Here is a 15135-nt window from a genome sequence, read left to right on the forward strand (position 1 = left end):
TATAGTAAGTAGAATAGTAAGATTAAAGTTGAAGATTGTTGTAATTAGTGCTCTATATGTTAATGCCTAATTGCGGTGACGGTTGCTGGGAAGATTATAATTTTAGTATTTAGGTTAGCTATAAATAGTGCTGCGGAAAATGCTGCGTAAGCTTCACTAGACTATATTAAGACATTAACATACATGAATCGACAAGTCAAGGGTAACGTAAAAAGTAATAATTTTCAAACTTTCGACATATAACATTTGTTTGAACCAAAAAACAGGAATGATGGCAATTGTTGCCGAATAAACTAATAGTGAGTTGTAATAAACATTCAATCTGCGGTAGAGGTGAGTATATGCGGCATAAAGTTTACCAAAGAGTTTTATTAATATTAATTATGTCCTTATTGTCCTTGTTTACTATAGACAATCGGGTAAGTGCTGAGGCTGGACCGGTCATCGGCATAGCGATCAAAGGCGAAATAAATGCTGGACAGGCGGCTCTTGTCCGCAAAGCGATGGCCGATGCCCGTAGTAAGCAGGCTCAGGCCGTTCTTGTTGAGATTGATACCTTTGGTGGTTTGGTGGATGCGGCCGTCAGCATTAGAGATATGATTATTGATTCACCTGTTCCAACAATTTGTTATGTGAAAAACCGGGCTTGGTCGGCAGGCGCGCTGATCGCGATTTCGCATAAGCATATTGCAATAGCGCCGGGCGGCAGTATTGGCGCGGCCGAGCCAATACCTACAACCGAAAAAACAGTAGCTGCTGTAAAAGCTGAGTTCGCGGCGACGGCAAACCGGACAGGGCGTAATCCCCGGGTGGCTGAAGCCATGGTAGATAAATCACTTGGGTATCCCGACTATGCTGAACCTGGTCAAATTCTGGCGCTTACCGACTATCAGGCAGCTAAGGTAGGCTATGCGGATATCGTGGCACCTGACCGGGAGGCTGTGTTAGCGAATTATGGCCTGACAGGGATAGAGGTTCTGGAATATACGCAAGGCTGGCAGGAAAAATTAGCCGGGATGCTGTCTGACCCTGCGGTAAAATCATTTTTAATGTCAATCATATTTTTAGCAGTATTAACTGAAATTAAAACTGCTGGCTTAGGTGTGGCAGGCCTTGTTGGTTTGGGTGCGGCGCTGCTGTTCTTTGGCAGTCAGTGGATTACCGGGATTGCCGGGTGGCTGGAGATTATCCTGTTCATTGGTGGTATTGGGCTGATAATTTTAGAGCTCTATACACCAGGAGCAGGGGTATTTGGCATTATTGGCATCATTGCTATCTTTGCCAGCCTATTTCTGACACTTGGAGCAAATGTTGCTGCAGTTAACATGTTGGCGATTAGTCTGCTTATTGCCATTGTCTTATTCATAGTGCTGCTAAAACACTTACCGTCAAGTAAGTTATGGGACCGGATTATCTTAAAAGACGCGGAGACGAAAGGTGCTGGTTTTAGCAGTAGCCAAGACTACAGTCTGTATCTGGGTAAGACTGGAATAACATATACAGGGCTTCGGCCTGCCGGAGCCCTGATTATAGAAGGGGTTCAACTTGACGTTGTATCTGAAGGCCAGTTTATTGAGCCAAATACTTTGGTTAAGGTGGTGAGTATAACCGGAAACCGTATAGTCGTACGCCCCGTACATTCTTAATAAATATTTAGGGAGGTAGTCATTTGACAGCTTTAATTGGTAGTGTTCTCGTAGTAGCCCTGGTGATTGTCGCTATTAGCGTATTCCTGCATTTTGTCCCTCTTGGACTGTGGATTTCAGCTCTGGCAGCCGGCGTCAATGTCGGTATCGTCACTCTTATTGGAATGAGACTTCGGCGGGTACCACCGGGTAATATCGTTTTGCCCTTAATTAAAGCCAACAAAGCCGGTCTTGCTGTAAATGTTAACCAGCTTGAGGCTCATTATCTGGCTGGCGGCAATGTTGACCGGGTAATTGATGCCTTGATTGCGGCTCATCGTGCAGAGATTCCTCTACCGTTTGAACGTTCTGCTGCCATTGATTTGGCCGGGCGTAATGTATTAGAAGCTGTACAGATGAGTGTTAATCCTAAAGTTATCGAAACTGCATTCGTCTCAGCAGTAGCCAAAAATGGCATTGAGCTAAAAGTTAAAGCCCGGGTTACAGTAAGAGCCAATATTGACAGATTGGTTGGTGGCGCAGGCGAAGCTACTATCCTGGCCCGGGTTGGTGAGGGCATTGTTACAAGTGTTGGTTCGACTTCTGACCATAAAGAAGTATTAGCAAACCCTGATCATATATCGCGTACCGTGTTAAGTAAAGGCCTGGATTCAGGAACTGCGTTTGAAATCCTATCAATTGATATCGCTGACGTTGATGTTGGCCGTAATATTGGCGCTGAATTAATGACAGACCAAGCCGAAGCCGAAAAACGCATTGCTCAGGCCAAGGCTGAGGAACGCCGGGCTATGGCTGTGGCTCAGGAGCAGGAAATGCGCGCCTATACCCAGCAAATGCAGGCTAAAGTAGTAGAAGCTCAGGCCGATGTTCCGCGAGCTTTGGCAGTTGCTTTAAAGGAAGGGCGCATGGGTGTTATGGATTACTATAACATGAATAATGTGTTGGCAGATACCCAGATGCGTGAGACCATTGCTAAAGCCGGTCCGGTGGATTTGACACCAAAGACTGATGAACCTAAAAAATAGGTTGGTGAAACTATGGATTTATTAATTCCGCTGCTGTTAATGTTGGTAGTGTACGTTGTACCTGAGTTATTAAAGCGACGAAAGCAACCTAAAGAATATGAATATCCGGATATTCCTGAAAAAGTACCGCAACCTACTGACGTAAAACCAGTGGGATTTAAAGTAAAGCATATCCCACAAGAAGCGGCAGTTTTTGTAGAATCAACTCCTAAAGCATGGGTTATTCCGCCGAAATCAGTGTCTATACCGTCAGCTATAACTATGCCGGACTTTGCAGAACCAGTTTCGCCCTGGGATGGTAAAGTTTCGCCTCAGATGGTGCAAAACGGCCTGATTTTTGCAGAAATAATCCAGCCACCACGCGCTTATCGGCCAATTTGGCGACAGTTTAAATAGACTCCGGAGAAAACAGGTTGATTAAACAAATTCCACTAAAAGCAGGGAAAATAACCCCTGTTTTTTTTTTTTGTTTTAGCACACACTAAAATCACGAGTAAATTTTAATAAACAAAGGGGGCAAACATATGTCAGAGTACAAAGGCCGCCTTACTTACGCCAAAGGCACCTATATGGAATTTGTCGTTGCTCCTAACCAGGATGTGGATTTTGGTGATATTTTGGTTGTTGAAGGTAAAAATGACGATCGGTTTTATATTCGGGCCTATGATTTTAAGATTAAGTCGCGCTGGTCTGGAATGAACGGAGTCAGCTACCTAATGAGCAAGCTTGACGAGAATGGGCAGGTAGCTAATCAAGAAGAGCTTGATTTTTATTTAGGCGGCAATCATACTGTGAAAATTGGAATTGCTGAGCAACTCTGCTATTCAGATGCACTGGGCCAATTATTTAACCCTAAAACATGCCCTGATTTTTTCTGTGAAGTCCGTGGTTTAGCCACCGATGATACAGCCCTACTCAATGAAATGAAAGGTGACCTTGAAATTGGCTATTTAAAAAGTGGCCGTGAAGTGCTCAAATTACCTGTGGGCATATTTGGCTCCAAAGCGATAACTGAACATATTGGTATTTTTGGCACAACAGGTTCTGGTAAAAGTAACCTGGTAAAAGTTCTTTCGAGTTCAATCATTGATAGCGAGAACTATGGCTTACTCATATTTGATGTCCATAACGAATACTACCGTGATTTATCGCTGCATCCCCGGGTTAATGACCGCTTAGTGGTATATAATACTAAACCCGAAGCAGAGCGGCCTAATGTTCGTAAACTTGCGCTTAATTATAATGAGGTTGAGCCCGAGGATATTACCGCCTGCGCAACGTTTAGCGAACCACAGCTTGATGCCATCTATAAACTGTCGTCTGTGTGGCAGGATCGCTGGATGGACTATATTCTAAAATATGATGCCGATGACATAATTGAAGAAATAGCTGGCTGTACAGGACAAAAATTCCAGTCGCGAACAATTAGTAAGATTAAAAGCATTTGCTGGAATTTAGAACAAGAGCTGAATATTACTGAGGAAACTAGCATTCCGGGAGAGATTACCGCAGTTGGCCAAATGCTTTTAGATCTAGAACAAGGCAAAGTGGTATTAGTTGAACTTAAAAATATCTCGCCTGTTGGTGAGCAGGCTTTATCAACCTTGTTATCAAAAAAAATGCTGTTGCATTATGCCAATAAGTCTGAAGCCGAACGTTCTGTTGCTAAGCCAGTTTTGATAGTCCTTGAAGAAGCTCATCGTTTTTTGGGTAAGAAAGAACAAAGTACTCAAAATGTTTTTGCCAGATTGGTTAGCGAAGCACGAAAATTCAATATTGGTTTATGTGTTGTGGACCAGCAGCCACGCCTGTTAGCTGACAAAGTATTGTCTCAGTTAAATACCCTGTTTATTTTGGGACTTGCCTCTAAATCAGACCGGGGCAAGCTGGAGGCAATGTGCCGTAAGGATATTCTGCAACAACGAAACGAGATAAAAAATCTGGACTGCGGTGAATTGATAGTTGCTACAAACTATATGCGATTTGCCGCACCGGTAAAAGTTCATAAGTTTGATGAATATTTAACCCGTAGTTAATTACTCCCCCATTCATGTACTAATGGGCCTGCTCTTAGGCATACATTTGTATATGAGGGGGGATTTTTCATGCTGCGCCGTAAAGGGAAGTTGCAATCATTGGCCGGGTTTCTTGATATACCGCAGGATATAGTGCTTGATATGCCGAGAATAACCATGCTTGGTAATAAACAATTGCTGGTTGAAAACCATAAAGGGATTATTGAGTATACCCCTTCACTTGTTCGGATTAAACTAAACCAGGGAGAGCTATTTATTCTTGGTGAAAACCTAACGCTGGGGAATTTGCAAGCTGAGCAAATTCTGGTAGAGGGTGTGGTGCAGGAGGTCAAGTATGATATTTAATACTAAATACCTGCGCGGTGCCGTAAAAATCCGTATAACCGGAACCATACCTGAACGATTTATCAATCTCTGCATTACTGAACAAATTTTATTATGGGGTATAACTAAAATCGACGAAGACTTAATCGCCTGGATCGGCCTTGATGATTTTTTTAAAATACGTCCGCTGGTATTGCGCAGTGCTACCAGGGTACAGGTATTATCTCATCGCGGTTTACCTTTTGTGATAAAACGGGCTAAACGTAGAAAAATGATGATTGCAGGCGCTGTTTTGTTTATTGTTTTACTGAATATAATGTCGTCTTATGTTTGGTTTGTTGATATCACTGGAGTAAAAAGCATGTCAGAGAATGAAATAAGAAATGTTGCAATCTCGAATGGTTTGAAGCCGGGAGCAGTAATAGGTGGTCTTAACACCAAGTTGATTGAGCGGGAAATATTATTAAATGTCCCTGAGGTTGCCTGGGTTGGCATCAACTTTACCGGTACCCGGGCTGTAATTGAAGTAGTTGAAAAAACGATGCCTAAGCAGGAAACTAAAGCCCCGGCGCATATTGTTGCCATGAAAGACGGCGTGATTACCGAGATTATTGCTTTAGCAGGACAACCGGCAGTAAAGAAAGGGGATACTGTAAAAAAAGGAGATTTGCTTGTAAAGGGATTTATGATTGAGCCAACACCGGCTGCTGCCGAAGGTCAGCCACTCATAATCGATGTTCCCCGGGAGCTTATCCGGGCCAAAGGAATCATTAAGGCCTGGATATGGTATGAGAGTTATGCAGAAGCTGAGTTGAAAAAGACAACTGTTACCCGTACCGGCAACCGGCAGGCTGAAGTTACTTTGAAAATTGGCAGCAGTGAATTAACATTTAATGCAACACCAAACCGGCCGTTTCAAGAGTTCGAAAGTGAGATTATACATAAACAGCTACCGCTATGGAGGAATAGCGAGTTTACTGTCGAATCAACTATAAAACTATATTATGAGATTAACTCTGATGTGACAGTGAAATCCTTCTCAGAGGCGCGGGATGAAGCCCATGCCAAAGCTATTCAGGTAGTGCAAAATATTATTCCTGAATCAGCGCAGATATTATCACGTAACTATGAAGTATTAAAAACACCTGAAGAGAATATTGTGCGGGTAAAAGTAAATGTGGAAACAATTGAGGATATTGGGCAAACTATAAATATTTCCCAATAAATGAATTAGGGGGCACTACTTATTTGGAAAAGCGGATTAGCTTTGCCGACACAAAAGAAGCCGTAGCGGTTTTGGGCAGAAATGACGAATATTTAGGTTTGATTAGTCAACAGTTCACGAGCGGCATAACCGCCAGGGGAACAGACGTGATTTTCGATGGAGAAGCTAATGAAGTTGACTTGATTTTGCGAGTGTTTCATGAACTCATCTATCTGTATCGTGAGGGTAATCCGGTAACAAGTCATGATGTAAGGTATAGCCTTCGGCTGATTAAGGAAGGTCAGGCAGATTTTCTTCACCAAATGTTTTCAGATACAGTTCTTGTAACTGCCAGAGGCCGCCATATTAAGCCGAAAACTCTAGGACAAAGCCAGTATTTAGAAGCCATTCGCCGTAATTACATTACCTTTGGAATAGGACCGGCAGGAACTGGGAAAACTTATCTTGCTGTTGCTATGGCAGTATTTTCCTTAAAGAATAAGCATGTGGAAAGAATAATTTTGACTCGTCCAGCTGTAGAGGCTGGCGAGAAGCTTGGTTTTTTGCCTGGTGATTTACAAGAAAAGATTGACCCGTATTTACGACCATTGTATGATGCTATGTACGACATTATGGGTGCTGAAACTGTACAAAAATATATGGCCAAAAATATAATTGAGGTGGCACCCCTGGCATATATGCGGGGGCGCACATTAGAAGATGCTTTTATCATCTTAGATGAAGCACAAAATACAACTGCTGAGCAAATGAAGATGTTTCTAACAAGAATGGGATTTGGCTCAAAAATGGTTGTTACCGGTGATATAACTCAAATTGATTTACCAAGAGGAGTTAAATCAGGGCTTAAGCATGCTCAGGCTGTGCTTGCTGATACGCAAGGTATTGCGGTACTCAGTTTGAACGAAAGTGATGTAGTAAGACATGAGATAGTCGGCCGAATCATCCAGGCTTACGAACAATACGGTCAAGAGTAAGAACATCTATTAAGCCATTCATGAATGCTCAATAGATGTTGTATGGAGTTGAAAAAGATGATGTCGGTTAATAACAGGTTGCGTGAATTGTTTGTTCAGCCGGGTAGTATTCATGCCCGGCCATTAGTACGCAGGATAGTATTGCTTGTGCTGTTCTTTTCTCTCTATATGCTATCTTTGTCAACCGATTTTATTCCAGACAAAGTATCATTGCAAATTGGGCAAGTGAGTGATCGCGATGTAATTGCACCAAGGACAGTATCTTATGTAGATAGCGCAAAAACTAAGAAACTTGAAATGGAAGTAATGGCCAGTGTCGCCAATGTGTATGATCTGGATGTTGCTGTAATGGCCAAAGCCGAAGAGGATGTCAAAGCTGTTTTCCGGGTGGCGCAACTTATTCAGGCAGATAAGACTCAAACATCCAATGATCAAAAAATTCAGAGATTAACCCATGAGTTGCCCTTGAGTTTGTCAAGCACAGTAGTAAACGGTCTTGCAAATTTAGATGAGGCCGGATTAGTAAAAACCGAGGATTATACTAAGTCGATACTACGCAAGTATCTGCAGCGTGGTATTCGGGATGATGATCTGGATATTGCCAGAAAACAGGTAGTACTGGAAGCAGAAGAATTAGGGTTGGGTAAAAATGCCGAAGCCGTAGTGGCTGGTATTACGCAAACATTGATTCGGCCGAATTTTATCCTAAATGTTCGCGAAACAGACAAACGTAAACAGTCAGCTCTGGCCAATATTGAATCTGTTCGGGAAACTGTCAAGAAAGGCCAGGTATTGGTAAGGCGTGGCGATGTAGTAACAGGCGAACAGATTCATGTAATGGAAGAGCTGGGGCTATACGCCGGCAATGTGAGTGAAGTACGGATTTTTGGACTTGCTATTTATGTGCTGCTAATAATGGGTATTTCGTTAGGTTATCTATATAACTTTGCTTTTCGTGTGTATGAAAATGACATGCATTTACTTTTATTGGGATTAATCATTCTAGTTACCATGCTGATTGGTAAGATGGCTCATTATTATTCCGATTTTGCCGCACCGGTTGCGGCTGGGGCCTTATTAACTGCGATTCTTATCGATAGTAGGGTAGGGCTTGTTATTAGTGTTATCATGGCAATGTTCTTTGGTGTGATTGTTGACCATGATTTAAGAGCTGTGGCTGCTGCACTTGTTGGTGGTATGGCCGGGGTATACAGTGTGACTAAGATGGCTCATGGTTATAGCCTGATCAAGGCCGGCGTTTCAATTGCTGCGATAAATTTCCTTGTGATTGGTTCTACGGGGCTTATCCAGCAGCTTGACGGGACAGTAGTCTTGGTACAATGTCTGTTTGGTGCCATTAGCGGCATTGCCTCAGCTGTAATTACTACCGGGCTTTTACCATATCTTGAACATGCTTTCAATATTACAACACCAATTAAGCTGCTCGATCTGGCAAAGCCTAACCATCCCTTATTGCAACGCCTGCTTTTAGATGCACCGGGAACCTACCATCACAGTGTTCTTGTTGGCAACCTTGCTGAAACGGCTGCCGTTACGGTAGGAGCAGATCCGGTGGTTGTACGGGTAGGTGCTTATTACCATGATATCGGTAAAATCAAAAGACCATATTTTTTTATCGAGAATCAGGCAGGCTGCGAAAACCCGCATGACAAAATTGCACCCTCACTTAGTACCCTAATTGTCACCTCTCATATTAAAGATGGACTTGATTTGTGCCGGGATTACAAATTGCCTCAAGTAATAACAGATATTATCGAGCAGCATCATGGAACTACATTGGTTTCCTATTTTTATAAGCGGGCTACTGAGAATGAACATGGTGAATGTATGATTGAAGACGATTTTCGCTATGAGGGCCCGTCACCCCAGACCAAAGAGGCCGCGCTTGTTATGTTGGCGGATGCCTGTGAAGCAGCTGTACGGTCAATTAGTAAACCTAATGTTAACCGTATTGAGGCGACAGTTCGCAAAATGATCAGGGAGAGGCTGCAAGATGGCCAGTTGGATGATTGTAACCTTACTTTAAGAGATCTTAAAGTAATTGGTGATGTGTATATCAGACTATTGTCAAGCATGTTTCACACTCGTATTGAATACCCTGAAGCTTTAAAAGAGCTTGAAAGGAGAAAAGCCAAGAATGGAAATAATAATAAACAACCTGCAGGAAAAGATGACATTAACACCAGCAATGGAACAAATGTTGATGCAGGTGCTAAATAAAGCGGCTGAGGTTTATGGACTAGAACCACAGTCAGAGGTCAGTGTCATGTTGGCAGATGATGATTATATCCGTCAGCTTAATTGTCAGTATCGCGGTAAAGATATGCCTACTGACGTATTATCGTTTGCTATGAATGAGCATTGTTCCGGTGATCATGAACCAGAGATTACTGAAGCTCCGGACGATATTGAAATTTTGCTTGGCGATATAATAATCTCACTTGACACTACCGCGCGTCAGGCAGAAGAGTTTGGTCACAGTATGGAACGCGAACTGGCTTATTTGACTGTTCACGGTATGCTGCACCTTTTGGGTTATGACCATGAGGTGCAGGAAGAGCGCCTTGAGATGCGGCAAGAAGAAGAATATGTTTTATCGCTCCTGGGTATTACCCGGGATCTGTAGTCAGTTATGCGTGTATTAGCTGCTTTTAAATATGCAATGGCTGGTATTGTCTACTGTGTTTGCCGGGAGCGGAATATACAAATTCATGTGACTGCAGCCCTTGTGGCTATCGGGATGGCTTGGCGGTTTGAGCTTAGCGCTCTTGAACAAGCCATTTTATTTTTGACGATTGCGGGCGTTATTACAGCAGAAATATTTAACACCGCTATTGAAACCATTGTCGATAAGGTTTCGCCTGATTTTCATCCCTTGGCTAAAGTGGCTAAAGACGTTGCTGCCGGTGCGGTATTAGTGCAGGCGATAACCTCACTAGGTATTGGGTATGTTTTATTTTGGGACAAACTGTTTAAATAGGTGGGAATGTGATGGATGAGCTGGTTAATGCTGCTGTTAAGGCGAGGGAACAGGCCTATGCGCCTTATTCCAGGTTTAAGGTAGGGGCAGCAGTACTGGGGAAAAGCGGTCGAATTTACACTGGTTGCAATATTGAAAATGCGTCATATGGCTTATCAAACTGTGCTGAACGCACTGCTGTTTTCAAAGCCGTGTCAGAAGGTGAAGTGGCACTTACAGCAATTGCGGTAGTCGCCGATACACCTGAGCCGGTATCGCCGTGTGGTGCCTGTCGGCAGGTGCTGGCAGAGTTTAATATAGAGCAGATTATCCTGGTAAATATGAAAGGCCAGCGGCAAACATATACAATCGAGGAACTGTTACCCTTTAGTTTTACTAAGGGCGATTTTTTAGGAAAAGATGGTGACAAATATTGAACAAGGAAAACTATAAATCAGGCTTTGTAGCTGTGATTGGCCGGCCTAATGTCGGTAAATCCACATTAATGAATAATTTAATTGGACAAAAAGTGGCTATTATGTCTGATAAACCACAAACTACCAGAAATAAAATTATGGGTGTGCTTACCCAAGATGATGCACAAATTTTATTTATTGATACCCCTGGTATGCACAAACCCAAGCATAAGCTGGGCGAATATATGCTAAAGGAAGCTGAAGGCTCAATACGTGATGTCGATGTTATTCTATTTGTTGTTGACGTAACTGCTGAAATGGGACCAGGCGAACGCTACATATTGGATAATCTGGCAAATGTCCGTATCCCTGTCATTCTCACTGTAAATAAGATCGATAGGATTGACAAACCTAAATTATTTCCTATTATCGAAAAGTATACTTCGCAATTTCAATTTGCGGCCGTAGTACCTATCTCCGCATTAGACCATACCAACTTTGAAGGACTTATTGCTGAGATCAAGACATACCTTGAGCCAGGTCCTCAGTACTACCCGGAGGATATGATCACCGACCAGCCTGAACGTCTGGTTATCGCTGAGCTCATTAGAGAAAAAGTGCTGCATTTAACCAAAGAGGAGATCCCGCACGCGATCCTTGTGGACATTGAAGAAATTGCTACAAGGCATAATGATGACCTATATGTCAGAGCTGTCATCTATGTGGAGCGAGACTCGCAAAAAGGCATTGTAATCGGTGCTGGTGGGCACCTGCTTAAGGATATCGGCCGGCTCGCACGTGCCGATATTGAGAATCTTTTGGGCTCGAAAGTCTATCTGGATTTATGGGTTAAAGTGAAGAAAGACTGGCGTAACCGCGCTAATGTTTTAAAAAGTTTTGGTTTTGATTGAGCTTAGGAAAGTTTTTGAGGCTACCGCTCAGCGGTAGCCTATTCATTTATTGACCAATACGATGCTTAATGGTATCATTTGTAAGGAGAGGTGAATTAATGAAGTGGGTTTATAAATATTTTATTAATGGGCTAATTGTCATTGTCCCGATTGCACTTACGGCAGTTGTAGTTATTAATATCTTTGCATTTACCGAACGTCTTTTAGGGCAATATCTGCCAATTCATTTTCCGGGTTTAGCACTCGCTGTTGTCTTATTTTTGATTGTTTTTGTTGGCTGGTTATCTTCTCACTGGATTTCAAAAAAAGTCATTAATTATTGTGAACGAGTGGTAGGCTCTATACCTGTAGTTAAATTTATTTATAATAGTGTCAAGCAAATATCAACAGCCGTATTTGAATCACAGAAATTATTAGAAAATGCGGTACTGGTGCCATATCCCCATCCCGAGGTTAAGGCCCTTGGATTTGTTATGCCGGAATTATCGGCTCCGCTGGCCGAAAAATTTTCAGAAGAGCATGTATGCGTGTTTGTCCCTATGAGCTTAAATCTAACTTCAGGATTTAATATTATCCTACCAAGGCGGGACATAATACCTTTAGATGTAACAAGCGAAAGTGCACTGCAATATGTTATTACAGCTGGCGCAATTATGCCCCGCAGTAATGATTCCAATAACTAGGGGAGAGATGCGTTATCGATTCGCCTTTATTCAGTTTAATTAAACTGGGGGCTGCAATTTTACTGGTTTTAGTCAATGGTTTTTTTGTGTTAGCTGAGTTTTCGTTAGTCAAAATCCGCAAGACCAGGCTGGAAGAATTGACTCATCAGGGTAACAGCAGGGCTAAGTTAGCATTAAAGGTGGTTGCTTCTTTTGACACTTATCTAGGTGCGACCCAATTGGGCATTACCCTAGCGTCCCTCGCACTAGGTTGGTTAGGTGAACCGGCAATATCATCTTTATTAGAGCCTGTTTTGCTTACATATGTTCCACTTTCTGAGTGGATGATTACTGCGATAAGTATTGCATTAGGCTTTATACTTATTACCTTTTTACACATTGTTATCGGTGAACTTGTGCCAAAGTCAATGGCTATCCAAAGGGCTGAGAACATGGCGCTGGCTTGTGTCTGGCCATTATATATTTTTCACAAGCTTGGTTACCCGATTATTCTGCTGTTTAATCGTACTGCCCAATTTATATTGGGCATGCTGGGAATTAAGGCTGTCAATGAAGCGGACCTGACTCATTCTGAAGAAGAACTGAGAATGATTGTGAGTGCCAGTCACCGCGGTGGGGTACTAAATCAGATGGAAAGTGAGCTCATAGACAATGTTTTTGACTTTGCTGACCGCTTAGCCAGGGAAATTATGTTGCCGAGGCAGGATATGATCTGCCTATTTGCTGATGATACCTTTGCCGAAAACATGAAGGTGGTACGGGAAACCGGACACACCCGGTATCCATTGTGTGTCGAGGATAAAGATCACATTATTGGCATGGTTCATATTCGTGACCTAATGGATTTTGATATAAGTTCTGATAGTGAGCGTGATTTAACATCGATAGTTCGGGAGATATTAGTAGTACCTGAAGGTATGTCTGTTGCTCACCTTTTGCAGGTTATGCGGCGTAAGCGTACTCATTTGGCGGTTGTTGCTGATGAATACGGTGGTACTGCCGGTTTAGTAGCCCTTGAAGACGTAATTGAGGAGATTGTCGGCGACATTCAGGACGAACATGATGTAATTGAAGATATAGAGATTCAGCGTTTGTCTGACGGGAGTTATGAGTTTGATGGCCGGGTGCTGTTAGATGATGTAACTGAACTCCTGAATATCCGTTTAGAAGACCATGAGGAGGATACTGTTGGTGGTTATATATTTGGAATGTTAGGGCGACGTCCTGAAATTGGCGACAAGGTAAATATTGGTGATTACTCATTTGAGGTGCTCCGAGTCAACGGATTTAGGGTTGTAAGAGTGAAGGCTGTACCGCTATTCCCACTTGAAATAGCTGAAGAGGTATAGTTTTAAATTTAATAGGGTTGAGGCTAATCCTGCCTGCCAATATAAGAGTGAAGGGATGATGTCGAGTGTTATTACGGGAAACAATGTGGGAGATTTTTTTAAGTACCGGTAATATCGATGCTTACCTTACCTATCGTGCCTGTTTAGATTCCCATACCAGTCAGCATGAATCAACCGATGAATCCAGCGAACTATTAGTAGTACCAGAATATCTTTGGAATAACTTATTACGAGAGTTACGTGAGGTTAGATGGCAGTAGAGTATCAAACTGAAGCCATTCTGTTGGCGGCTCGCGATTGGAGTACAGCTGACAGAATGGTCACTTTGTTTTCGCGTGAATATGGTATTGTTACCGCTATGGCGTATGGTGCCCGTCAACCCAGGAATCGTTTGGGTGGCAGCCTGCAGACTTTCTCTCATTTAAATTTGTCCATATCCTCCGGTGGTAAAGGCATGGATACAATCAGACAGTGTGAAATACAAACCTCATTTCGGCAAATTCGGGAAGATTTAACAAGATTAGCTTATGCCAATTTTATTTCCGAATTAACAACAGGACTATGGCCCGAACGCCAGGCTGAGCCGGAGGTGTTTGACACACTATTAATTGTATTGAATTTGCTCGTAGACCGCAATCCGCGTATTGCTGCGCTGGTGGGTGCCTGGCATTTGATGATATTTGCCGGGTTTCAGCCTCAATATGAGCGCTGCACCCGGTGTGGACAAGAGCTAAGCTTGCCTGCCTACTTTAGCTATTCTGATGGTGGTGGTATGTGTTGTGCCTGCAGTTCACCCGGCATTCCTGCGTTTGAGCAGTCAGATAAAATTTTTCTGGACAAATTGTTTACAATGGATTTAACTCAACCGGGGCAGTTTGCTGTTAACTCTAAAACGCTGGCTAATGCAGAGCGATTGTTATATGGTTTTGTGCGGCACCAATTGGAACGTCCATTAAAATCTTTAGATTTTATCAACCAAATTAATGCCTTATAGATAGGCATAATAACTGTATAATCGGGGAAGCTAACCCAAAACTATTGGGGGTTATACAAGATGGATATTACTTTAGAGAAAATTGATATGATTCGTGAGCGTACAGGGGTGTCCTACCGGGAAGCCAAGGGGGCGTTAGAACGCAATGCAGGCAATGTAATTGAAACCCTGATTGAGCTTGAGGATAAGAACAAAACCAACTGGACAGAAGAGTTCTCGGTACGTTCGACCGAGGTCATTGATAAAGTTAAGGAACTTATCCGTGAAGGGAACGTTAACAAGATACGTGTCAAGCATGATGGGCGGGTGTTGGCGGAAATACCAGTAGCACTGGGAGCCATTGGCGCTGTTGTGTTGCCGCAGCTGGCAGCTTTGGGCGTGCTGGTGGCTGTATTTAAACGTTGTACTATCGAGGTAGTAAGACGTGAAACAGAAGAGGCTGATGCTAAGGGGGAAGAGGCCGAGGAAGAAATGGACAAGTTTCCTAGAGATGTATATTAGGCTGAACTGCAAAGCTTTAGATCATAAAACACTCTTCGCATGAAGGGTGTTTTTTATATTTCCATAAAATC

The 15135-nt window shown here is 42.8% G+C and carries 17 protein-coding genes; all 17 read left to right on the forward strand.

The features are described 5' to 3' along the window. Positions 1-341: 341 nt before the first annotated feature. Positions 342-1646: an NfeD family protein gene (locus VN379_RS04605; RefSeq protein ID WP_325531269.1), complete on the forward strand. Its 1305-nt coding sequence runs from the start codon at positions 342-344 to the stop codon at positions 1644-1646. Between the two features lie 23 nt (positions 1647-1669). Further along, the gene (gene floA, locus VN379_RS04610) at positions 1670-2671 is read left to right on the forward strand and encodes a flotillin-like protein FloA (RefSeq protein ID WP_325531271.1); all 1002 of its coding nucleotides are present in this window, start codon (positions 1670-1672) and stop codon (positions 2669-2671) included. A gap of 12 nt (positions 2672-2683) precedes the next feature. Continuing rightward, positions 2684-3067 carry a hypothetical protein gene (locus VN379_RS04615; RefSeq protein WP_325531273.1) on the forward strand — a complete coding sequence of 128 codons (384 nt, stop codon included), beginning with the start codon at positions 2684-2686 and terminating at the stop codon, positions 3065-3067. Between the two features lie 128 nt (positions 3068-3195). Next, on the forward strand, positions 3196-4707 hold the full coding sequence (locus tag VN379_RS04620) for an ATP-binding protein (protein ID WP_325531275.1): 1512 nt from the start codon (positions 3196-3198) through the stop codon (positions 4705-4707). 69 nt (positions 4708-4776) lie between these two features. Further along, positions 4777-5052 carry a sporulation protein YqfC gene (gene yqfC, locus VN379_RS04625; protein ID WP_325531277.1) on the forward strand — a complete coding sequence of 92 codons (276 nt, stop codon included), beginning with the start codon at positions 4777-4779 and terminating at the stop codon, positions 5050-5052. Next, complete coding sequence (gene yqfD / locus VN379_RS04630; protein WP_325531279.1) at positions 5042-6256, forward strand: sporulation protein YqfD; 1215 nt, start codon at positions 5042-5044, stop codon at positions 6254-6256. Before yqfC ends, yqfD begins: the two co-directional genes overlap by 11 nt. A 23-nt stretch (positions 6257-6279) precedes the next feature. Beyond that, on the forward strand, positions 6280-7230 hold the full coding sequence (locus VN379_RS04635; RefSeq protein ID WP_325531281.1) for a PhoH family protein: 951 nt from the start codon (positions 6280-6282) through the stop codon (positions 7228-7230). Positions 7231-7287: 57 nt separating this feature from the next. Continuing rightward, on the forward strand, positions 7288-9471 hold the full coding sequence (locus tag VN379_RS04640; protein WP_325531283.1) for an HDIG domain-containing metalloprotein: 2184 nt from the start codon (positions 7288-7290) through the stop codon (positions 9469-9471). Further along, positions 9422-9877: an rRNA maturation RNase YbeY gene (ybeY, locus tag VN379_RS04645; protein WP_325531297.1), complete on the forward strand. Its 456-nt coding sequence runs from the start codon at positions 9422-9424 to the stop codon at positions 9875-9877. The genes VN379_RS04640 and ybeY overlap by 50 nt, the downstream gene beginning before the upstream one ends. Before the next feature lie 6 nt (positions 9878-9883). Then, positions 9884-10231, forward strand: coding sequence for a diacylglycerol kinase family protein (locus VN379_RS04650; protein ID WP_325531285.1), 348 nt, complete (start codon positions 9884-9886; stop codon positions 10229-10231). A gap of 11 nt (positions 10232-10242) precedes the next feature. Continuing rightward, positions 10243-10647 (forward strand): cytidine deaminase, encoded by a 405-nt coding sequence (locus VN379_RS04655; protein ID WP_325531287.1) that lies wholly within the window; start codon positions 10243-10245, stop codon positions 10645-10647. Further along, the gene (era, locus tag VN379_RS04660) at positions 10644-11537 is read left to right on the forward strand and encodes a GTPase Era (RefSeq protein WP_414714957.1); all 894 of its coding nucleotides are present in this window, start codon (positions 10644-10646) and stop codon (positions 11535-11537) included. Before VN379_RS04655 ends, era begins: the two co-directional genes overlap by 4 nt. Positions 11538-11635: 98 nt before the next feature. Next, complete coding sequence (locus VN379_RS04665) at positions 11636-12220, forward strand: DUF502 domain-containing protein (RefSeq protein ID WP_325531289.1); 585 nt, start codon at positions 11636-11638, stop codon at positions 12218-12220. Positions 12221-12282: 62 nt separating this feature from the next. Then, the gene (locus VN379_RS04670) at positions 12283-13569 is read left to right on the forward strand and encodes a hemolysin family protein (protein WP_422663616.1); all 1287 of its coding nucleotides are present in this window, start codon (positions 12283-12285) and stop codon (positions 13567-13569) included. 83 nt (positions 13570-13652) lie between these two features. Beyond that, a complete protein-coding gene (locus VN379_RS25080) occupies positions 13653-13829 on the forward strand; it encodes a YqzL family protein (protein ID WP_414714958.1) in 177 nt (58 codons plus the stop codon). After that, the gene (gene recO, locus VN379_RS04675) at positions 13820-14563 is read left to right on the forward strand and encodes a DNA repair protein RecO (protein WP_325531293.1); all 744 of its coding nucleotides are present in this window, start codon (positions 13820-13822) and stop codon (positions 14561-14563) included. The genes VN379_RS25080 and recO overlap by 10 nt, the downstream gene beginning before the upstream one ends. Before the next feature lie 60 nt (positions 14564-14623). After that, positions 14624-15064 carry a DUF4342 domain-containing protein gene (locus tag VN379_RS04680; RefSeq protein WP_325531295.1) on the forward strand — a complete coding sequence of 147 codons (441 nt, stop codon included), beginning with the start codon at positions 14624-14626 and terminating at the stop codon, positions 15062-15064. Positions 15065-15135: the final 71 nt, after the last annotated feature.

Origin of the sequence: Sporomusa sp. (assembly GCF_035561255.1) — a bacterium.
Taxonomy (GTDB): Bacteria; Bacillota; Negativicutes; order Sporomusales; family Sporomusaceae; genus Sporomusa.